The organism is Providencia rettgeri (assembly GCF_023205015.1).
GTDB classification, from domain to species: domain Bacteria; phylum Pseudomonadota; class Gammaproteobacteria; order Enterobacterales; family Enterobacteriaceae; genus Providencia; species Providencia rettgeri_E.
On record NZ_CP096258.1, the window covers coordinates 3,905,988 to 3,927,708 of the forward strand.

Consider the following 21,721-nt stretch of genomic DNA (forward strand, 5'->3'; position numbering starts at 1 on the left):
AGCAACTCGAATTATTTGGGAAATGTATCGTATAGGCTCAATTGGAGCCCACCCTCTCGCCTAATGGCTGTGAAAAAAGATGCTGATAGATAAAACTTTCAGCATCATCGTATTAATCTATTGTTTGGCTTTTTTGGCGTATTTATCGCGCATCACCCACTGGCTTAAACACACTAGTAAAAGGGACATAATCAACAACACCGTGGCCAATGCATTGACTTCAGGAGAAACGCCCACCTTCACCATGGAGTAAATTTTCAATGGTAAAATTTCATAGCTTGGCCCCGTGACAAATGAGGAAACCACCACATCATCCATCGACAAGGTAAAACTGAGTAACCACCCGGCAATAACCGCAGGTAATGCCAAAGGCAGAATGATTTTGCGCAAAATGGTAAATTCCCCCGCCCCAAGGTCACGCGCTGCTTCTAACATCTTCACATCAAAATCTTTCAACCTTGCATAGACAGTCACGACGACAAACGGCAAGCAAAAGGTAATGTGCGAAAATAATAACGACCAAAAACCGAGTGAAACCCCAAGGAGCATAAAGAGAACCAATAATGAAATCGCCATAACGATATCAGGAGACATCATCACCACAAATAACATGCCACCGACGAAAGGTTTTCCTCTAAAACGATAGCGAAATAAGGCAACGGCTGTGAGTGTACCAATGGCTGTCGCGAAAGTTGCTGACAAAACCGCCATGGTTAATGAGTGCCCCGCTGCTTCTAATAAGCTATCGTTATTACTCAGTAATTCATACCATTTAGTTGAAAACCCTTGCCACTGAATACCAAAACGTGACTCATTAAAGGAATTAACAATCAAAATAATGATTGGAATATAAAGATAAGCGTAGATAATGGCCATAAAGCCACCACGGAGAGTACGTCCGATCATTCTTCATATGCCTTTTTATTCAGAAGCTTAGCTGCTCGGTAATAGACATACAGCAATAATCCCATCATCACTGTAAGGAAAATACTGGTTGCTGCCCCGAATGGCCAATCACGAATATTTAAGAACTGGCTCTTAATTACGTTGCCGATCAGTAGATTTTTTGCACCCCCCATTAAATCCGCCACATAGAACAGCCCCATTGCGGGTAATAACACCAGCAAGCAGCCTGCAATAATTCCTGGCATCGTTAACGGAATGATGATTTTCACAAACCGCTGAAATTTATTCGCACCGAGATCTTTTGCCGCCTCTATATATGACTTATCCAATTTTTCAATACTTGAATACAGCGGCATCACCATAAACGGCAGTAATATATAAATAAGCCCCAATATCACTGCCTCAGGGGTATACATAATTTTCAATGGTTTATCGATAACACCAACCCAGAGCAAAAAGTCATTTAAATACCCTTTGGTACTGAGAAAAACTTTTAACCCATAAATGCGAATCAATGAATTGGTCCAAAATGGCACAATTAACAGAAACAGCATCAAAGGTTGCACTCGTTTAGGTAGCCTTGCCAATATAAAGGCAAATGGATAACCGATAACTAAACAGAAAAAAGTTGCGATCACCGCCATATTGAGTGAATGCAACATGACCTCTGCGTACATCGGGTCAGACAAGCGAATGTAATTATCCCATGTAAAAACCAAGTCAACTAAGTTGGTGTCGCTACGCGTCAAAAAGCTAGTGCCGATAATCATAATATTAGGCAAAAAGACGAACAGCAGCAGCCAGCCGACTACCCCGGTGATAATCACATTCTGCAAAATTTTATGTTTACGAATGATCATCCAGAACTACCTCCCAACTTTCAACCCAAGTCACTGCAACTTTTTGGTTAAGGGAGTGGTCGACATCAGGGTCATCTTCATTGAAAAATTCACTTACCATGACAATTTTGCCATCTTCCATTTCAACCACTGAGTCTAACGTCATGCCTTTATAGTTACGCTCACGAACGTAGCCAATCAACCCAGGATAGTTATCTGCATCATTGACTTCTTCAACACGCAAGTCTTCAGGACGCAATAACACACTAACCTGTTGCCCTTCATTGACAGAAAGCTCAGTGAAAATATCGCATTCATGGCCTTCAACATTGGCACGAATACGTTTATCATCAATGCGATACAATACTTTTGCATCAAAAATATTAATTTCACCAATAAATTGAGCAACAAATAGGTTTTTCGGTTCTTCATAGATTTCACGAGGTGTGCCGTCTTGCTCAATTCGCCCTTCACGCATCACAATGATCCGGTCAGACATTGCTAAGGCTTCTTCTTGATCGTGGGTCACAAAAATAAACGTGATCCCCAGTTTTCGTTGAAGGGCTTTTAGCTCATTTTGCATTTGTTTGCGCAGTTTATAATCGAGCGCAGACAATGACTCATCCAGTAGTAGGACTTTCGGGCGATTCACTACCGCACGGGCTATCGCCACACGCTGTTGTTGGCCACCAGACAGTTGGTTGGGCCTACGCTCAGCAAAATCGTCTAGTTGCACCATACGCAAGGCTTGGTCCACACGTTTTTGAATTTCAGCCGCAGGCGTTTTTTGCATGCGTAAGCCAAAAGCAACGTTATCGAAAACCGTCATATGAGGAAATAAAGCGTAGCTCTGGAACACCGTATTCACAAAACGCTGTTCTGCAGGAATATCTGTAATATCTTGACCATCAAGAATAATTTGACCGCCATCAGCGTCTTCTAACCCAGCAATAAGACGTAAAACTGTGGTTTTACCGCAACCAGAAGGCCCAAGAATGGTCAAAAACTCACCGTTCTGAATGGTTAAGTCAAACTCAGAAATAATTTGTTTGTCATCAAAACCTTTACTTAAAGATTTTAATTCAATGAGTGGTGTCAGAGAGGTTGTCTCAGTCATTTATTATACACTCTATCCCTAGGAATAATGCAGATAGAACCGCCACCGTTAAAGACTGTATAAGCTTGTCGGAGGTTTACTCTGTCGACTTGTGACATAAGCAAATAGTTTCCCCAGCAAAGCCCAAAACCAGTAGCGCCATTTAAACTTCATAAGGCATGCATGATAAACACTGTTTTTGTAAATTGAAAGCCATTTTCACAACTTCGTTTGCCTTTCATTATGAATTCTCAATAAATAAAACAGATTTTTGAGAAAAATAAGCAACATAGCGATATATAGAATCAATTCATCTATATCTATAGATTTACATGATACATTAGAGCACGAAACTTAAGTCAAACTCACTAAAATTCATAGCGTTAAAACAATTCATAATAAAAATAATAATTATGGAATTAATAGTTTTTATTATTTTTAATAAATTTTAATTCCTACATTCAGTGATATAGGATTTGCTATTATATGCACAAGAAAAATACAATAAAGACTGTATAACAAAATTAGCAAGGCATGGTAATAATTATATCCAATAGATATATATCTTGATTACACATGGAAAAAGCCAATAACTGGTAACATCTATAACAAATAATTAAAGTCGCAGTTAATAATATTATTATGTGATTTAAATCTAATTTTCATTGATCCTTATTTTTTATCTCAATAACTTTAACCAACATCATATTATCACCCGCATCTCTTTGAATATAATAATCAAATTGGTATAATTTCAATCTAAATTGTAACTTTTAGTGACTTGTTTTGTGATTTTTGTTTCATTATTACACCTACAAATTTTACTTTGTATCTTTCGCGTTAAACCAATTAAAGAATAAACATAAGCCTGCGGGTGACTATTTTTGGAAATTCCACTGAAATTAATATGTGAGTGAGCAAAATGGCTAATAAAGAGTTTTTTTATCAAGAACCTTATCCATTATCTGAGGATAAAACCGAGTATTTCCAAGTCTCTGACAAATATGTTTCTGTAGAACAATTTGCGGGAAAGCAAATTCTAAAGGTTGAACCAGAAGCTTTAACCCTCCTTGCCGAACACGCAATTTATGAATCTCAGTTTTTTTTAAGGGCCGCGCACCAGAAACAAGTCGCGGCTATCTTACATGACCCAGAAGCCAGTGAAAACGACAGATATGTTGCATTACAATTACTTCGTAATGCTGAAATTTCGGCAAAAGGTATATTACCAAACTGCCAAGATACGGGCACTGTCGCGGTTGTTGGGAAAAAAGGCCAACAAGTTTGGACAGACTGCGACGACGAAGAGTACCTCTCTCGAGGGATTTATAACGTCTTCCAACACGAAAATCTGCGTTTTTCTCAAAATGCTCCGCTAGATATGTTTAATGAGGTCAATACTGGTACAAACCTACCTGCCCAGTTTGATATTTTTGCCACCACCGGTGATGAATATCACTTCCTGTTTGTCAATAAAGGCGGCGGTTCTGCCAATAAATCAGCGCTTTATCAAGAAACTAAAGCAACACTGACCCCGGCTAAGTTGAAAAACTTCTTAATTGAAAAAATGAGAAATTTAGGTACAACAGCTTGCCCGCCTTATCATATTGCTTTTGTTATCGGTGGCACTTCTGCGGAAACTACCCTGAAAACCGCCAAACTTGCCTCTGCAAAATATTACGATAATCTACCAACCACAGGTAATGAGTATGGTCGTGCTTTCCGTGATATTGAGCTAGAAAATGAGTTATTAGAAGCTTCACGTCATCTTGGCTTTGGTGCACAATTTGGTGGTAAATATTTTGCTCACGATGTTCGTGTTGTCCGTTTACCTCGTCATGGCGCCTCTTGTCCTATCGGCTTAGCTATTTCTTGTTCTGCAGACCGAAACATTAAAGCGAAAATTACCAAAAGCGGTTTATGGCTTGAGAAAATGGAGCACAACCCTGCCCAATACATTCCTGAGTCGATGCGTAATCAAGCTGAAGGAAAAGTGGTACATATCGACCTCAATCGCCCAATGAAAGACATTTTAGCTGAACTGAGTAAACACCCTGTATCGACACGTGTATCTCTCAGTGGGCCGCTTATTATTGCTCGGGATATTGCGCATACTAAACTGAAAGAGCGTTTAGATAGCGGCGAAGAATTGCCTCAATACTTTAAAGACCATATGGTGTATTACGCAGGTCCAGCGAAAAAACCTGAAGACATGGTTTCCGGTTCTTTGGGCCCAACCACAGGTAACCGGATGGACCCTTATGTTGACCTATTCCAGTCTCACGGTGGCAGCATGTTAATGTTGGCGAAAGGTAACCGAACTCAATTGGTGACAGATGCCTGCAAAAAACATGGTGGGTTCTATTTAGGCAGTATTGGTGGGTCCGCAGCAATACTCGCACAGGAATATGTGAAAAGTCTAAATTGCCTTGAATATCCAGAACTTGGAATGGAAGCGATTTGGAAAATGGAAGTTGAAGGGTTACCTGCATTCATTTTGGTTGATGACAAAGGGAATAACTTCTTTGAGCAAGTGCAAAATGAAACTTGCGGAAAATGTGTTAAATAGAGTTAGCCAATCAAGCGCAAAGGAGTGCGCTAACATTCGTTAGCTAGTATGACGATGTAGCATAATAGCCAAGCAGTTATATAATCATACTGTTACAGAGTAAAAGAGCAGGCCGGATGCCCACTCTTTTACTATTATTCACATCGATATATTACCTAAATCAATAATAGTTAATTCGAACAATGGTTGAGGCGTTAAACCCACCCGTTTTGACCGTTCCCACTTTTTTAATTGTTGCACTGTAATCGCGAGTTACTGAAGTACTGCCTTGCGGTAAGCTACCAAAAAACTGGAAGTAATTGAATCTCATATTATTACTTTTGTCATCCATAATTGTTAAGTTGGTACCATTTTTTAAATCAATCGCATATTCACCATTTAGTGGATCGGTCGTTTCAAAATTAATATTCATAGAGAAATTATCAAGACACCCTCTTTTCACTGCTTGAATTTGAAAATCCTTTTTAAACTCTTTCCCTTGATTCAAGTCTGTAATCATTAGCTGGCCAAAATCAATTTGCTGTGACTCAGGAAAAACTTTAATATCCGCACCGCATTTTAAGAAACGGATCCCCCGTAATCCCGATATCGAATAGCGTAAGTTTTTCGCCCCAGGCGACGTATTGATCCCCCCGCTTCCATCAAATTGGAAAACCGTAAATTGGTTATCACCGTCATAGTTTCCTGATGGTGGAACTATGCCCGTCACCTTAATATATAAGGTAAATGTGACTGTCACTGTGACGTTTTGATTACCGCTAATAGGTGCGGTTCCCAAGCTGACTCTTTGTTGGTCACGTTCCAGTTGTTGACCTTGATAGTTGGCACCAAGTAGCAACCCGGTTCCTAATTTTTGCGATGTCGGGTTAAAATACATATGAACAACGTCAATCATATTCCCAAGTACGTTATCGCAAAAAACGGTGACTGTTAGTGGGTCAGATTGCCAAACAATCGTTCCCGCAGGCGTATCCGCTAGAATGGCTAATTGCCCAACAGGTACAGCAGGTTTAATGACCACCCCAGTTCCGGCTTCAACACAATCTAAAGCAAATGTTTTTGGGCTAATAAAGACAAATAAAAATAAAATATAAAAACCATATTTTCGAATAAGCCTGTGTATCATGATTTATACACCTTATAGGTAAGTAATATTCAAGGTAATTTGCGTTTTAATATTACCCACTGTTAATTCATTTCTGGGTCGATAACTCTCTAGCATGGAATAAATCGTAATTTGCTGGTTATCATCAAAATAGATTGGATAACTACGGTATTCACCATTAGGAACAATATTGCCATCTTTATCCATTAAGCGAATGCCATAGCCATTTAGAATAGTTTTGCCACCAAATAAATTACGGTCTGTACTTGCAGTTGGCTCTGAAATAAACATGATCCGGACAACAGGCTCCCTATCATCACGATCGTGTTTTGGGAAAATGCAGTCATCAAATTTTAATTTGATTTCATGTTTAGGGCTTCTATCCCCAATCTCATTAAAATAATTCAGAGATATTGGGCCTAATTCAATATTTTGATCTATCGAGTAAAATGAAATTTTACAAGGCAATGCCACGACATTCCCTGTAAAATTAAGATCACCTCTCATCATGCTACTATCTGCATAACTTTGGCCTCCACATAGAGATAGCATGAAAAGACATATTGAAAAGTAGCAATTTCTCATATCTAAAATCCTATTGGCTCTCTTTTGACAGCTGGCAGGTCGATGCGGCGCATTGGTAAGTCAACATTTTCATTCCACCGTAATCATCCATATAGCCGGTATATAACTGATTAAAACTGCTTGTCGGCACAGAGACACTTTCCTTAGAAAACGGAGCAATCATCACGCTGTCAAAACCAGGGAAATTTTTCTGGTTGTTATTACTAAGATAGCCCAGTGTCACGTAATATTTAGTTGGATTTTCAATTAATAATTGTCCACCCGTGTGCGTATATTTCAGCTCTTTAGCCCATACCTTATCGCTGTTATTTTCGATTTGAGGTGGTCGATAAAACATTTTTAAGCGGCTTTGAATTGCAATCTGCACGACATTTTCTTTATCTGTCACCGGTGGAATTTCACGAACATTTAAATAGAACAGAGATTCCCTATCCTGTGGAAGGGCATCAACGCCCTCTGTTTTAATGATTTTTATTTGGTTTTTAGCATTAGGCTCAACACGTTGCATTGGCGGTAAAACCGTAAAAGGTTCAGAAACCTTATTTCCTTTTTCATCTTCTATCCAAGATTGAGCTAAATAAGGCATTGTTTTGCTTTGGTTATTAATAACCAAACTTATTGACTTATCTTTGCCAGGAAAAATAATCCGTGTGCGGTCAATATTAATCGCAGCAGACGCAACTTGCATGCCCACAAAAACTAATGAAAATCCTAAAGCTACTACATACTTTTTACTCATACATCATTCCTTTATTGGCAAGGGATCAGGACTTTACCCTGACTTTTTTCGGCAATATTAGGTAAATTCAAACTACATTGGTTTGCGCCTGCAGCCCATTTCACTATGTAGCTTTCTTCTGGATCTACACCCGTTAAATATGCAACTCCACTATCTGCAATAATTCCGACTTCTCTTCCTGTGCTTGATTCAATCACACTGGTGCCAAGCGGTGGATAATTTCCATTATTCAGACGGATAATTGCTAAAATACGTTTTCCTTGGTTTGCTTTTATCCTCTGATAGCCAATTGCCCCTTCAGTCAGGGTTTTACCAATAATGTTGTCATTGACATCTACATCATCAGGTAATGTATTCATATCAATATAAACATCTGAATTAGAAAAACTGTTTAAACTTGTCGCTACACCAATTCCGAATCGGTTTGTAACTGACTCACCATTGTCAATGGAAATCCCTGCAACATTGTCACTATCAATCATCACACGAGGTTCATTGTTAGTCCCATTGCGGTGCATAGCTGCACCATATTTTGTTGCTGTCATGGAGCCATACCAACTACCACCAACAGCACGATATGAGTTCACATTTTCAGTCGCATTAACATTTAATACGCCATAAGGTGATGAATACTGATAACTACCACTGATATTTGGTTCTGCGCGTCCTAATTTGTGCTGGTCACCACCAACACGCATACTCCAGTAGTTATTATTCTCGTTTGCACTGTAATAACCCACTGATTGACCAAAGCTATGATCATTGTCTGCATATTGAGCGTCATAACTAACCGAAGCGCCATTTTCGAGTGGCACAGAGAAAGACAGATATATTTGATTATCATCCGTCTCTTCATATTTAATTTTATTGAGTGATAATGTTCCGGAAATATTTTTAATTTGCCCAATGCTAAATAACTTACTAAAACTCATTCCAAAGTTTGTTGTTGATTCACTATTCCAAAATTGGCGATGAGAAGCATTAAAATAAATCGTTAAATCAAGTGGGCTAATGTATTGATTAAAAGACGCGGTATAGACGTTTTTATCACGCCTAAAATCAAGCACACCATTAGCTGCATCAATGTATTGAGGCATCGTTAAGAATTCTTTTTCAGAAAACTTATAGCCTGCGAATGTTATCTGTGAATTAGTAGATTCAAAACGTTTAGAATAATTTAAACGATAGCTATTACCTGAATAAGACCCAAAATTATCTAAATTTGCATGGGTACGAGTAATATCAACAGAGATAGCACCAAACATATTCATATTTTGCCCTATCCCCAAGTTCATCGCTTGATAATTGTTATTATCTACTGTTGCAATTAACCCACCGAAGATAGATGTATCACCAAATAAACCATAGGAAATTTCTCCTACAATAAACTTAGGATCGACTTTCTGTGAGCGACCAAATGGGTCAGATTGCCCCATGGTAAATTTATAAAGGAACTGGCCCTGACGCGTTAAAAACGGCAACGATGCCGCTGTCACTTGGTAAGTGGTCTTTGAACCATCTTCTTCTTCGATCGTTACATCTAAAGTGCCTTGTACCGCTTCAGTAATATCTTGGATATTAAATGGCCCTGGAGCAACTTTAACCTGCTTAATCACACGGCCATTCTGTGAAATAATCACCGTCGCATTCGTTTTCGCAATACCGGTAACCTGGGGCGCATAACCACGTAACGAAGGTGGCAGCATCCGGTTATCACTAAAAATAGACGCTCCGATAAAGCGAAAGCTATCAAATAAATCAGTCTTTAAATAAGACTCACCGAGTAAAACCTTTGCCCCCATTTGAGGTAAAGCGCGAAAGGCATATAACTGAGTCCAATCAAACCGCTCATTCGTTTTGCCTTGAGAGCGATTATATTGATATTGATAGTCAGCGCGAAAACGCCAAGCTCCTAAGTTAACGCCAGCGGAACCATTACTACTACCACTGAATGTTTCACTATTATTTTTAGGCGCTGAGTAATTGACAAATAAGTTATAGTCAAGAAATGCCCCCGTAATCCCATTTTCCCATTGGGAAGGTGGTACCCAGTAAGGATCATCATATTCAAGCCAAGCTTGAGGAATCGAAAATAAGATATTCTGATTCGCTTTATCAAAGCGATAGTTAATATCTAAATTTTTAGATAGTTCAACACACTGGCCATTATTATTTTGCAGAAGTTCTTCCTTTACCTTCTTTTTTAATGCAAAAACATTTACCATCTCTGGTGTAATACAGAGTGTTGAAGTATCTTTACTCTCTTCAATAAATTTAATTAAATACTGTCCAGATAACTTTCTACCATTTAATGTAATATCTGTTAAATATTCACCAGCAGGAATAAAGTCAGGGTTAGAAAACTGACTCAAATCAATATTATCTCTGTCCTTAGCATCAATAATATTCATATTAAATTCTACTGCATTCGCTATTCCAGAAACGGAAAACGCCAAAGCAATTGAAAATAATATTTTATTTATTTTAAACTGAGGCAATAGAGACATGATTTTCCCTGTAAAAAAATAAAAATAAGAAATGAAAATAACAGGCATATATTTGCCTGTTATTTTAAATAAAAAATTACAGGTAGTTTAAAGCGTAAGTTGCTTGAGAAATAATACTACCAGTTTCAACTTTGCTACCATTTGCTTCAACACGCGCACTGAATGCTAATTTATTTGGACCATCAGCTAATGGCAACTCAACGCTAGTGTCACCAACTTTCATTGTTGCGCCATCTGCGTTGATTAAACGGACACCAACACCTTTAGAAGTACCTGTATTTGCCAGTAATTCTTTAGCTGTCGTATCTGGAGTACCAGTGAAAGTAACTTTTACTTTGCTGACTGCAGGGAAGATAACTTTATCGTCAGCATCTGTCACTGCTCCTAAATCACAGTTTTCTAACTGGATATTATATTGAACACTTTGGCTATATTTGTTACCCGTTTCCAATACTTTATTTGCAACTTGGCCCAGATCAACGTTAATTGTACCATCCCCAGGGATTGAGCAAGGAGCATTAATGACTTTACCAGTAAAGTTAATGATACCACTTCCTTGATCTACAGGTGCTGCGTGTGCAATACCGAATGAAGAAGCGATAATTGTAGCTAATGCAATTTTAGTTAATTTCATTTATATTTTCCTATAAAAAAGACGACAGATATACCAACCACTTAATAATCAGTAGATTATTAAGTTGATATTTATTTGCTGAGAATGTAATAACAAATAGGATAAAAGTTAGACTTTTACTATAAAAGTAAAAAAAACATAATTTTATTTATTTAAATAATTGATTAATAAAATAATAATATTTTATTAATCAAAGGTCATATTTAGAATATTTTTGACTTTTTTACGTCAACTATTTTCTTTATTTTCTTTACTGATAAAAACATCATCAATAAAAAAACAAATCATTTCAGTTTCTAATGCGTTAGCAAGTACATGCAGATTCTCAATATTAATATTGCACTCACCTCTTTCATAGCGAGAAATTTGTTGCTGACTCACACCAACAAGATTCGCTAATTCAATACCCGAAAGCCCTAAGTGCTTTCTTCTTTTTCTAATCTCTCTACCTACTATCCGATTTACATTTATCATTAACAATAGCCCAAAATAAACTGAAATATTAAATGGCTAAATTATATTACAGATCAAAACCTTTAACATAACAAATTGCACTGATTATACACTGCTTATATATCCAAATCAAAATAGCAAAAACCAATTAAAACACGAAATTTGAGTTAATTATAGTTTTCAATATATAAAAGTAAAACTGTTTATAACGATCGATAATTTAAATTAAAGTCATTGAAACCTATCAAAATTTCATTATTTAAAGTTTAATTCACTTATAAGATAAAAAGCATATTATTCATATTGGTTATTATTTTTAAAATAATAAAAACTAAAGCATAACATACTGATTTTAAAGATTAATACATAATTACCACTGACAATGGTAACAACTAAAAATATGACATAACTTCTATTGATAATAAAAAATAGATATTTTTCATTGATACTATTTATTATTCATTGATTACTAAGCATTTTTATATCATTGCTATTTATATATTAATTTATTTCTTACATTTTTAATGTTTCTTTCAAAAAAACAACTGAGAATGGTTTTTTTGTTTTTATCATTTTTTATGATTAAATTAATAGTATTTTTAGTTTACTCAAATTAAGAGTTTAGAATATAAAAAATTGAAATCTTCTCTCAATGAATACTATTTACCTATATAACATAGTAAATTATTCATAATTAGAGTAAAAAGATATTGATAATCATCAATAACACGTATTTAGCGTAAAAACAAATAAACCAACAAATAGATAACCCTTAAATAACAATGAGTTATACCAGTTTCAAATTGTAACAAACTACAACCTTATATTGCAGTTTTATAGAATAAAGATGAAACATAACAAAAATAAAACATAATAATTGTAGCCTAATACATTAAAAAATGAGTAATACAAGTATTTCACTTCGCATTTTCACCAATAAATAGTCAAAATAACAAAAAAGATACCTATCATTATTACATTTTGCGCGTATAGCTTAAGTTAATTTCTTTCCTTTAATAACAAGAGTAAAGACCGTTTATGTGCCTAATTCATTAAATAAGGATATTTTTCTGAGTGAAAATTGGCCAGACACTCTTAAATAAAACAGACAACACAAGCATGTTACACCAAATAAGATATATATTCAGTATAATGCAATAGTAAATATTTCTTATTTCGTCAGTTTATACATAAAAATTCTTTTATCCATGTTTGCTAAGAAGTCTATTCAATAACTTATCGTTATTGAATGAGAAAATAACTCATTATTTTTTGTTCGAACTACATGGTTTCATCTTCTTAACCTAAGGACTAAGGAGATATAAAAAATGCAAAGGCAACCTCGACTTCGCGTTGCAACCGTTCAGTTTCAGCATCGCCCTAATGATAAGACCTATAATCTAAGCCGTATTCATGACTTTATTACCCAAGCCGCGCAACAAAACGTGAAAATACTAGTGCTGCCTGAGATGTGTATTACGGGTTATTGGCATGTACCAAAATTACCTGATGATGCTGTTCATGCATTAAGTGAAACTTTACATGATAGTCCATCATTAGCATTGATCCGCCAGCGTGCAATTGAATTAGATATGATTATTGGTGTTGGGTTGATTGAAAAAGGGTTAGATGGCAAATGTTATAACACTTGGGTCGCTTGTATGCCTGATGGGCAGTACCATGCTCATCGTAAATTACACGCCTTTGAACACCCCTCTATCCATAGTGGAGACAATTACACTGTTTTCGATACCCCGTGGGGGGTAAAAGCTGGCATTTTAATTTGCTGGGATAACAACTTAATTGAAAACCCACGCATAAACGCGTTACTTGGCGCTGATATCATTCTAGCTCCCCATCAAACGGGGGGTACCCATTCGAGCAGCCCATATGGCATGAAACCACTTGATTTGCACCTTTGGGAAAATAGGCTACAAGATCCACAAGCTTTGCTTGATGCTTGCCAAGGGGAGCACGGACGTGGATGGCTAATGCGCTGGTTACCCTCAAGAGCTCACGATAACGGTGTCTTCTACCTGTTTAGTAATGGAGTTGGCTTAGATGATGATGAAATTCGCACAGGTAATGCAATGGTGATAGATCCCTATGGTCGAATTATCAAAGAGAGTCTATTGGTTGAGGATGATATGGTGATTGCAGATCTTGACCTTAGTTTGCTTCCTACCTCTAATGGACGACGTTGGCTTACAGGTAGAAGGCCTGAATTGTACCGCATTATGGCTGAAACGATGGGCTATGAAACCGATATTCGTAGTGTTCGTTTTGCGGAGCAGAATTCCCCTAATCATAAGGAACAGCCATAATAGCTAAAGTTAATGACATGTCATATCATTTATAATACAAATACTATAGTGTCTTATATTATTAATAAGCTGGCTAACTACCGTGGATACTCGACTACTTCGTGCATTTGTCATTCTCGCAGAAACAAAAAATTACCGCGAAGCTTCATTACGTTTATATATTAGTCAGCCAGCTTTAACCAAACAAATTCAATTACTTGAAAAAAAATTAGATATAACATTATTTGAACGCGGGCGTCATGGCGCTATATTGACTCCTCATGGGAAAATGTTATTTCCCTATGCACAGGAGATACTCGCTCAAACCACTGAGTTTTTACGCCAAACCGCAATACTTCGGGAACAGCCCCCCATAAAGTTAACGGTTGGGTTTGGTATATCAACATTTCAAGAAGCGTCCTTTTTTGTTGCACGACTACGCGAAAAATTACCTAATATCCCAATTCAATTGGATGATATGCCTTCTCATGAAATGGAGAAACAACTGCAAGCCCATGAATTACATATTGCTTTTACTCGCCAGTTTGCGTTTAAACCAATAGATAACTTAGTGAGCAAAACATTAAAATCTGAAGTACTTGCCTTAGCGGTAGCACAAAAATTGGAGCCCCAATTATCAGTAAAAGAATATCTAACCCATTTTCCTTTATTATTGTTACGCGCAGAACGTGGTTCAAAGCTTAATCAACAAATTCAGCGCTATCTAAAACATGAAAACTTATCAATATCCCCATCCCAAGAAGCAAATGATATTCAAACGTTAATTGCACTCGTAGCTGCCGATGTTGGTGTAAGCCTGTTACCCTATAGTGCAAAAAACATTAGCTCAAAAGACACTCGTTTTATTCCTATTCAGCATTCTGAGCATGCTCAATGGCGGATTGATGTGGTATGGCAGGCTTCATTACCTAAATTATGGCAAAACACCATCAATGAATTAATTGATGAAATTTATGAAACATTCTCAAAAGAAAGTGATTCAGAATAACTCCGTAATTCCTATATATTAAATATTTGAACTCTGATATTTATTGTCATTATCATCGCAAGATAGGCACATATTGATATGTCTGGTAACCAGTCCATAACCCCCCTAAAAATCATTGCTTCTGGAGTCGCACTTCCTGAGCATAAAATTTACTCATCCATGCTGGATGAAAAATTAAATAAACCAAAAGGGTTTGTCGAAAAGCATTCAGGCATCAAATACCGCTTTCATGCAAGTTCTCACGATTCACAAGCAGTTTTAGCCGCACAAGCAATCCAAAATGCATTGCATACGAACCATATCAAACCCAGCAGTATTGATATGTTGATTAATGCTTCTGCTATCCCAGTGCAAGCGCTTCCGTGTTCAGCTGCACATATCCTTGAGCAATCGAATTTAAATCAAGGGATTGCCTGCTTTGATGTCAACTCCAGTTGTATCAGCTTCATCACTGCACTTCAGGTCGCTGCAGGGTTATTAGCCACTAGTGCTTACCAACGTATTGCGATTGTTTCTGCAGATATCGCCTCACGCGGTATTGACTGGCAAGATAAAGAATCGTCACTGATTTTTGGTGATGGTGCAGCTTGTGTTGTTGTGGAAAAAGGAGATGGAAATAGCGGAATTATTTCTTACACCCATACCACCTATACTGCAGGGATCGATTTTTGTGAAATTCGTGCAGGTGGTACAAGATGCAACCCGCGCTCAGGTATGACTGACGATGATTTTCTTTTTCATATGCAAGGGAAAAAACTGTTTCGCCTCGCGTCTTCGTTGATTGAAGATTTTATGCAGCAGGTTTTCGATGAGTCTGGTTTACAACTGCACCAAATTGATACTGTGGTTCCACACCAAGCTAGTCATTTATCATTAGAGCACATGCGCCAACGCGTAGGCGTGACGACTGACCAACTCATTGATATTTATCGTCACCGCGGGAACCAAGTCGCCGCCTCGATCCCTTCAGCACTACACGAAGCGATTATCACAGGCCGTTTCTATGAAAAACAAAGTGCGATGCTGATTGGCACTGCCGCTGGTCTTGCGTTATGTGCCATGGTACTTGTTCCATGAAGATCTTAGTTACAGGCGCCACTAGTGGCCTAGGGCGTAATGCGAGCGAGTACTTACTTCAAAGAGGCATTGATGTCGTCGCTTGTGGCCGAAACCATCAAGCAGGGGAACAGTTAAGCCAATTAGGTGCAACATTTATTGCCAGTGAATTATCTGAACTTACCGTTCAAGAAGCAAAAATGCTCATGGCGGGCTGTGATGCAATTTGGCATTGCGCTGCCCTTTCCTCGCCTTGGGGAAAACGCCAAGATTTTGAGAAAACAAACGTTCATGCAGCTCAAATATTGGCTACCGCTGCGGGGGAAGCCAAAGTTTCACGCTTTATCCATATTTCCACCCCTGCCATCTATTTTAATTTCACCCACCAGCAAAATATTCCTGAGTCTACGGTTAATAAACATTTCGCTAACCAATACGCTAGAACAAAATATTTAGCCGAGACTATGATAGAACAGTGTGTTAGGCAGTTTCCGACAACGCGTTACACTATTTTGCGCCCTCGCGGCTTATTTGGCCCTCATGATCGCGTTTTGCTACCGCGTTTACTCGCTCAAATAAAATCACGAAAAGGAAAGTTGGTCTTGCCTAATGGGGGAAATAACCATTTTGACCTCACCTATGTGGGAAATGTGGTTCACAGCATGCAGTTGGCGACGTTCAAAGAAACACTCCCCAATGGCGCCATTTATAATATTACGAACCAACAGCCACAAGCTCTTAAACAAACATTAAATCAGCTATTTAGTGAACTTAACTTAGATTGTGAAATTCGTTCAGCCCCTTACCCTTTACTGTATGTTATTGCCAGTCTATTAGAGACCATTGGCTATTTAACGGGAAAAGAACCATTACTGACACGCTATAGCCTTGGCGCTGCCTATTTCACCATGACATTGGATAACCAAAAAGCCCAACAAGAGCTGGGGTACTATCCTTTATATAGCATGCAACAAGGCGTTCATTTAACTGCAAAATGGCTGAAACAACAGGAGAACCCATGCTGACTATTCATCAATATGAAGTAGGCTATTGTACGCATCCCGGTTGTGTCGCCCTAAAAGGTGCCAGTTTTAAATCCTGCAAGTTTCCTGCAAGAGCATGGTTAATTGAAGATGAAAATCAGCGTTGGTTATTCGATACCGGCTATGCCACCCATTTTTATGACCATACGCGCCATGGCATTATGCGGCTATATCGAACTGTTACCCCAGTGTATTTCGACAGCAAAGATGCCCTTGTCAATCAATTGGCCAATGATGGCCTAAAACCGAATGATATTAATGGCGTGATTTTGTCCCATTTTCATGGCGACCATATCGCAGGGCTACGTGACTTCCCCACCATACCCATTATTTGTTCAGGGGATGGTTGGGCTAAAACACGCCCTTTAACTGGGTTTGCTGCATTGAAAAATGCCTTTGTCAGTGGTCTCTTACCTGACGACTTCGAACAACGTACTGTATTTTATGAAGGTTTTCCCAAGGTCGCGTTACCCAATGAATTGCAAGTTTTAGGCGAAGGCTATGCCGTCAATCCGCAGAAAACGTTACTCATTGTTCCGCTCCCTGGGCATGCTGCAGGGCACATTGGTTTGTGTGTACTTACTAACTCGGGTTGGATATTGCTCGCGGGCGATGCGGCATGGTCCCCCACTAATTATCGTGAATTACGCGGCCCGATGGCAATTGCCAATATCATCATGGATGATAAGCAAGCTTATTATGAAACACTAAATAAATTGCATGAGATTGATAAAAACAATGTGGTTATTCAACTGTGCCATGAAGGGGATTTATTGTGATCCTCTCGATGCTCTGGCATTACTGGCGCGCACGTCGTTTAAAATTTAAAACTCGGGATGAACTAGAAGCCCATCAACAACGACATTTGGCACAATTCAAGCGCAATGTATTAACTAAAAGCCCCTATTTTCAACCTTATATTCATCAAGAGTTACATGATTTCCCCATTATGAATAAGCAAATCATGATGGATAATTTTGATGAAATGAATACCGCCGGGCTTTCTAGTCAAAAACTTCTAGAATGTGCGCAAAAAAGTGAGCAATCTCGGGATTTTGCCCCTAAAGTGGGGCGCTACAGTGTCGGGTTATCCTCTGGAACTTCAGGCCGTCGAGGTCTGTTCGTTGTTAGCCCAGAAGAACAAAATGTCTGGTCTGGCAGTATGTTAGCTAAAATGCTACCTAAAGACCTGTTTAGTGGTGAACGCGTTGCACTGTTTCTACGTGCCAATAATAACCTGTATGAAAGTGTTAATAACCGATGGATTTCACTGCGTTTTTATGACCTTTTTGCCGATTTTGAGCTACAACTCACAGCGCTTGAACAATATCAACCTTCCATTATCGTTGCGCCAGCCCAAGTACTCTGCGCGATTGCGGATGCCATCAACCAACAGAAAATCCAATTAAATACGCAAAAAGTGATTTCTGTCGCTGAGGTATTAGAACTCCATGACAAACAAAAATTACAGGCGTGCTTCCCCAATGTCGGGGAAGTCTACCAAGCAACGGAAGGTTTTTTAGGCTGCACTTGCTCTCATGGTACGCTGCATTTAAATGAAGCATTTGTCCATATTGAGCCTAATTGGCTTGATAATGACCGTTTTTCCCCCATTATTACGGATTTTACCCGTAAAACTCAGCCTATTGTTCGTTATCAACTGGATGATGTGTTAGTGGTGAAAAAAAGTGCTTGCCCCTGTGGCTCCCCTGAAATGGCGATTGAACGCATTGAGGGCCGCTGTGATGATTTACTGCAACTTCCGGGCTATAACGGCAAAATTGTGACGATTTTCGCCGATCCCTGTGCACGGGTTATTGTGAATCACTTACCTGTTACTGCCGATTTCCGCTTAACACAGCAAGAAAACTCATTATATTTACAGGCTGAATGTTCTCCCACGGAGCTCTCCCATTGCCAACAACAGCTGGCAAGCTATTTTTCAAGCCAACACGTTGATATTTCTCAATTAGATTGGCAACTATCATCAGCTGCTATTATGCAAACACTCTCTATTAAAAAGCGACGCATAACCCGTAAGGAAGCAAATGAGTAGCAAAGAATTATTTACTCGCTTTATTTATTGCCTGCTCGGCTGGGGAGCGGTTGGTATTGTTTATCAATATACTGGCCAAGTCACTGGGCAGGCTCATATTTTGTCCCCCAGTGAGATTGATAATGCCGTGCCATTTTCACCCGATGCCATCTGGCTTTATCTCTCATTTTTCCTGTTTATCCCACTTGGGTATTTTCTCAGCCCTCTAAGAAAAGCTCGCTCACTCATGTATGCCATGCAGCTCTGTGCGCTGGTTTCTGGGGCGGTCTATTTGGGGTATCCTACGACCATGCTGTACCACGATTACGACTTATCAACCTTATCTGGACGAGCTTTGTCTGCGTTGATAAATATCGATAGCCCACAAAATTTATTACCTTCTCTGCATGTCTCATTGACTCTTGTGGTACTGAATGCATTATGGTCAACACAACAAAAATTTCGCACACTGTTTTATAGCCTTTGGGCAATTGCGATTTGTGCCTCTGTATTGGTGTTAAAACGTCATTTATTTATTGATGTGGTCACTGGCGCACTCACCGCTTGTGGGGCATTAGTGATTGTTCACACTGCGAAGTTTGTCTTAAAGAGAAACTCTAATGAATGAATTAACCTTTCCGATTATTTTCATGTTAGCGGTCGTGGTCGCAGAAGGTTTAGTGATCGCCAAAACACAAAGAGGCACCGTTAGCTGGCAAGAGTTGGTATTCAACCTCAACTCGGGCCATATTATGTTATGGCTATTTAGAGGGTTAGAGCTCTTTTGCTATGGTTTTGTAGTCACCCACTATTCATTCAATGTGGTCGAAAACTGGCCGACCGTGTTAGTGTGGATTTTTACCATTTTCGCATGGGATTTTGGCTTTTACTGGCTTCACCGCTTACATCACACTTACCGTATTTTATGGGCCGTCCATGTGGTTCATCACCAAGGAGAGCATTATAACCTCTCCTTAGGCGTCCGTAATTCATGGTATTCATCACTGACATCGATTCCATTTTTCATGCTATTGGCACTGATGGGGATCCCCTTAGAGGTATTCCTCACCGTTTCAATATTGCACTATACCATTCAATTCTTTAACCACAGTGCGCTGATCCCACGTTTGGGTTGGTTGGAGAAATTCATGGTAACGCCACAGCACCACCGAGTTCACCATGTGAAAGAAGGGCATTACTCCAACCGTAATTTCGGGGGCAGCTTTATTTTTTGGGATAAACTGTTTGGCACATTTTCCAAATTACCTGAAACTGAGCACCATTTTGGTATCAAAGGGGCACCCGCCTCTGAAAATCCGTTTATTGATAGTAACTTACCTTTTTGGCGTATCATTAAACGTCACAGTCAACCCAAGGTGAAACCTGCGCCCTTATTTCGTGTAAACCAAGTCGCATTAGTAATGGGAACACTTCTCTTATTTAGCTTAGTTATTGGTTATGTCTATCTTTATGGCTATGGTTACCAAGGTACTACACTGCAACAAGCCATTTTGTTCGTTCTATTAGCTCTGGGAACCGTAGCTTTATCGGGTATTTCAGATGGCCGTAAAATTGGCCTGATGAGCTGGTTTTTCATCGCTTGCTTGCTATTAATTTGCATTTTATTTATTTGGCAATGGACAACCCCATTTTGGGTTATTTTTACCAGTGCTCTGTGGTTACATAGTTTATTAATGTTAATCGGTATAGGCCGAAAACCCATACAGGTGAGTGATGTCCTCTGAGCCGCTAAGGCCGTTAGGCTACCAACATCGCCATGATCAAGCGTTCCAAAAAGCGTTGAACATGGCGGCCAAACACTATTTACAACAGAGGGCTGATCACCGGTTTGCTGATACACGCTTTTATTTAAAGAGCCTAACTTTAATCTTTTGTTGCTTAGGCAGCTACGCCATTGCGTTATGCGTTAACACGTCTTGGGCATTTTTTATTTTTTACCCTCTATTTATTTGCTTCGCATTGTTATTGGCGATTAACTTAGTTCACGATGCTTCCCATAATGCGATTTTCAAACAGGCCAAAGCCAACTATTGGCTCAATTTTTGGGTCACTATTCCATTGGGGTTAGACCCTGAATGTTGGCGAGTCAGGCATATTATTTTTCACCATGCGCACACCAATATTCGTCATTATGATTTAGATATTGAAGAAAATTTTGTCTTACGGCAAACGCCTTATCAGCGCTGGTACCCGTTTATGCGAGCTCAGCATCTGTATTGGCCATTAATTGCCGCAATGACTTTCCCCGCATTGATTTGGTTCTTTGATTGGATGGACAGATTTCATTTGACGCGCGTCGCCCCTCATATGCGCCATCAAGGCCACCGGGGTATTGGGTCATTTTTATTGGCTAAGTTACTGCATTTAATTGTTGCAATAGCCATACCTGCGTTTGTTATCACAGATATTGGTTTAGCGACCTTGATATTCACCTACTTATTTAGCCAAATGTTTGCTTCTCTCATATTTGTTGTATTGATACTTGGCACCCATTGGGCGAAAGCAACTTTTTATACGCCTCCCAAAGAAGGTAATATGCCACATGGTTTTTATACTCATACTTTTTCAACCACTTATGACTGGCAAACCACACCTCGTTGGCTAACCTATTGGTTGGGAGGGTTAAACTTGCATCTTACCCATCATCTATTTCCCAATTGGAATCACCGCCATTACCCTGCCCTTGCTAAGATCATTGAGCAAACCGCCAAACAGTTTTCGATGGATTATCATTGTATTAGCGCGAAAGAATTGTTTATTTACCAACAGCAGTTTTTAAAAGAAATGGGAACGGGCAAGCAAGCAGATAAGCACTGAACCC

General features: G+C 38.9%; 19 protein-coding genes. 10 read left to right on the top strand and 9 right to left on the bottom strand.

All coding sequences use genetic code 11. The features are described 5' to 3' along the window. Positions 1-117: 117 nt before the first annotated feature. Genes potC through potA form a run of 3 tightly spaced genes read right to left on the bottom strand, consistent with a single transcriptional unit; the run spans position 118 to position 2,862 of the window. Positions 118-906 (bottom strand): spermidine/putrescine ABC transporter permease PotC, encoded by a 789-nt coding sequence (gene potC / locus M0M83_RS17875; protein ID WP_125890543.1) that lies wholly within the window; start codon positions 904-906, stop codon positions 118-120. Continuing rightward, positions 903-1,766, bottom strand: a complete 864-nt coding sequence (gene potB, locus M0M83_RS17880) for a spermidine/putrescine ABC transporter permease PotB (RefSeq protein ID WP_125890544.1) — start codon at positions 1,764-1,766, stop codon at positions 903-905. Before potB ends, potC begins: the two co-directional genes overlap by 4 nt. Further along, positions 1,753-2,862 (bottom strand): spermidine/putrescine ABC transporter ATP-binding protein PotA, encoded by a 1,110-nt coding sequence (potA, locus tag M0M83_RS17885; protein ID WP_125890545.1) that lies wholly within the window; start codon positions 2,860-2,862, stop codon positions 1,753-1,755. Before potA ends, potB begins: the two co-directional genes overlap by 14 nt. 901 nt (positions 2,863-3,763) lie before the next feature. Between potA and M0M83_RS17890 the strand changes: the two genes are divergently transcribed. Further along, a complete protein-coding gene (locus M0M83_RS17890) occupies positions 3,764-5,410 on the top strand; it encodes a fumarate hydratase (protein ID WP_102138038.1) in 1,647 nt (548 codons plus the stop codon). 160 nt (positions 5,411-5,570) lie between these two features. Here the strand turns inward: M0M83_RS17890 and M0M83_RS21865 are convergent, their stop codons facing one another. The 6 genes from M0M83_RS21865 to M0M83_RS17920 all read right to left on the bottom strand — a co-directional run bounded on the left by M0M83_RS21865 (position 5,571) and on the right by M0M83_RS17920 (position 11,454). After that, positions 5,571-6,536 carry a fimbrial protein gene (locus M0M83_RS21865; RefSeq protein WP_248467108.1) on the bottom strand — a complete coding sequence of 322 codons (966 nt, stop codon included), beginning with the start codon at positions 6,534-6,536 and terminating at the stop codon, positions 5,571-5,573. A 12-nt stretch (positions 6,537-6,548) separates the two neighbouring features. After that, entirely contained in the window at positions 6,549-7,025 is a 477-nt protein-coding gene (locus M0M83_RS17900) for a fimbrial protein (protein WP_248467109.1), read from the bottom strand. 85 nt (positions 7,026-7,110) lie between these two features. Then, the gene (locus tag M0M83_RS17905; protein WP_125890548.1) at positions 7,111-7,839 is read right to left on the bottom strand and encodes a fimbrial biogenesis chaperone; all 729 of its coding nucleotides are present in this window, start codon (positions 7,837-7,839) and stop codon (positions 7,111-7,113) included. A gap of 11 nt (positions 7,840-7,850) precedes the next feature. Continuing rightward, positions 7,851-10,346, bottom strand: a complete 2,496-nt coding sequence (locus M0M83_RS17910) for a fimbria/pilus outer membrane usher protein (protein WP_248467110.1) — start codon at positions 10,344-10,346, stop codon at positions 7,851-7,853. 76 nt (positions 10,347-10,422) lie between these two features. Then, positions 10,423-10,980, bottom strand: a complete 558-nt coding sequence (locus M0M83_RS17915) for a fimbrial protein (protein ID WP_125890550.1) — start codon at positions 10,978-10,980, stop codon at positions 10,423-10,425. Between the two features lie 228 nt (positions 10,981-11,208). After that, a complete protein-coding gene (locus M0M83_RS17920; RefSeq protein WP_125890551.1) occupies positions 11,209-11,454 on the bottom strand; it encodes a helix-turn-helix domain-containing protein in 246 nt (81 codons plus the stop codon). Positions 11,455-12,761: 1,307 nt separating this feature from the next. Here M0M83_RS17920 and M0M83_RS17925 point away from each other — a divergent pair. The 9 genes from M0M83_RS17925 (at position 12,762) to M0M83_RS17965 (ending at position 21,717) form a co-directional block, all read left to right on the top strand. Beyond that, positions 12,762-13,757, top strand: coding sequence for a nitrilase family protein (locus M0M83_RS17925; protein ID WP_213913635.1), 996 nt, complete (start codon positions 12,762-12,764; stop codon positions 13,755-13,757). Positions 13,758-13,839: 82 nt separating this feature from the next. Then, positions 13,840-14,745 carry a LysR family transcriptional regulator gene (locus M0M83_RS17930; RefSeq protein ID WP_213913636.1) on the top strand — a complete coding sequence of 302 codons (906 nt, stop codon included), beginning with the start codon at positions 13,840-13,842 and terminating at the stop codon, positions 14,743-14,745. A 78-nt stretch (positions 14,746-14,823) separates the two neighbouring features. Further along, complete coding sequence (locus tag M0M83_RS17935; RefSeq protein ID WP_125890554.1) at positions 14,824-15,822, top strand: 3-oxoacyl-[acyl-carrier-protein] synthase III C-terminal domain-containing protein; 999 nt, start codon at positions 14,824-14,826, stop codon at positions 15,820-15,822. Then, complete coding sequence (locus M0M83_RS17940; protein ID WP_248467111.1) at positions 15,819-16,826, top strand: NAD-dependent epimerase/dehydratase family protein; 1,008 nt, start codon at positions 15,819-15,821, stop codon at positions 16,824-16,826. Before M0M83_RS17935 ends, M0M83_RS17940 begins: the two co-directional genes overlap by 4 nt. Then, a complete protein-coding gene (locus M0M83_RS17945) occupies positions 16,820-17,623 on the top strand; it encodes an MBL fold metallo-hydrolase (RefSeq protein ID WP_125890556.1) in 804 nt (267 codons plus the stop codon). The genes M0M83_RS17940 and M0M83_RS17945 overlap by 7 nt, the downstream gene beginning before the upstream one ends. After that, complete coding sequence (locus M0M83_RS17950; protein WP_248468468.1) at positions 17,617-18,900, top strand: F390 synthetase-related protein; 1,284 nt, start codon at positions 17,617-17,619, stop codon at positions 18,898-18,900. The genes M0M83_RS17945 and M0M83_RS17950 overlap by 7 nt, the downstream gene beginning before the upstream one ends. Continuing rightward, positions 18,893-19,507 (top strand): phosphatase PAP2 family protein, encoded by a 615-nt coding sequence (locus M0M83_RS17955; RefSeq protein WP_213913639.1) that lies wholly within the window; start codon positions 18,893-18,895, stop codon positions 19,505-19,507. Before M0M83_RS17950 ends, M0M83_RS17955 begins: the two co-directional genes overlap by 8 nt. Beyond that, positions 19,500-20,624 (top strand): sterol desaturase family protein, encoded by a 1,125-nt coding sequence (locus M0M83_RS17960; protein WP_248467112.1) that lies wholly within the window; start codon positions 19,500-19,502, stop codon positions 20,622-20,624. The genes M0M83_RS17955 and M0M83_RS17960 overlap by 8 nt, the downstream gene beginning before the upstream one ends. Then, positions 20,614-21,717 carry a fatty acid desaturase family protein gene (locus tag M0M83_RS17965; RefSeq protein WP_213913643.1) on the top strand — a complete coding sequence of 368 codons (1,104 nt, stop codon included), beginning with the start codon at positions 20,614-20,616 and terminating at the stop codon, positions 21,715-21,717. The genes M0M83_RS17960 and M0M83_RS17965 overlap by 11 nt, the downstream gene beginning before the upstream one ends. Positions 21,718-21,721 lie beyond the last annotated feature (4 nt).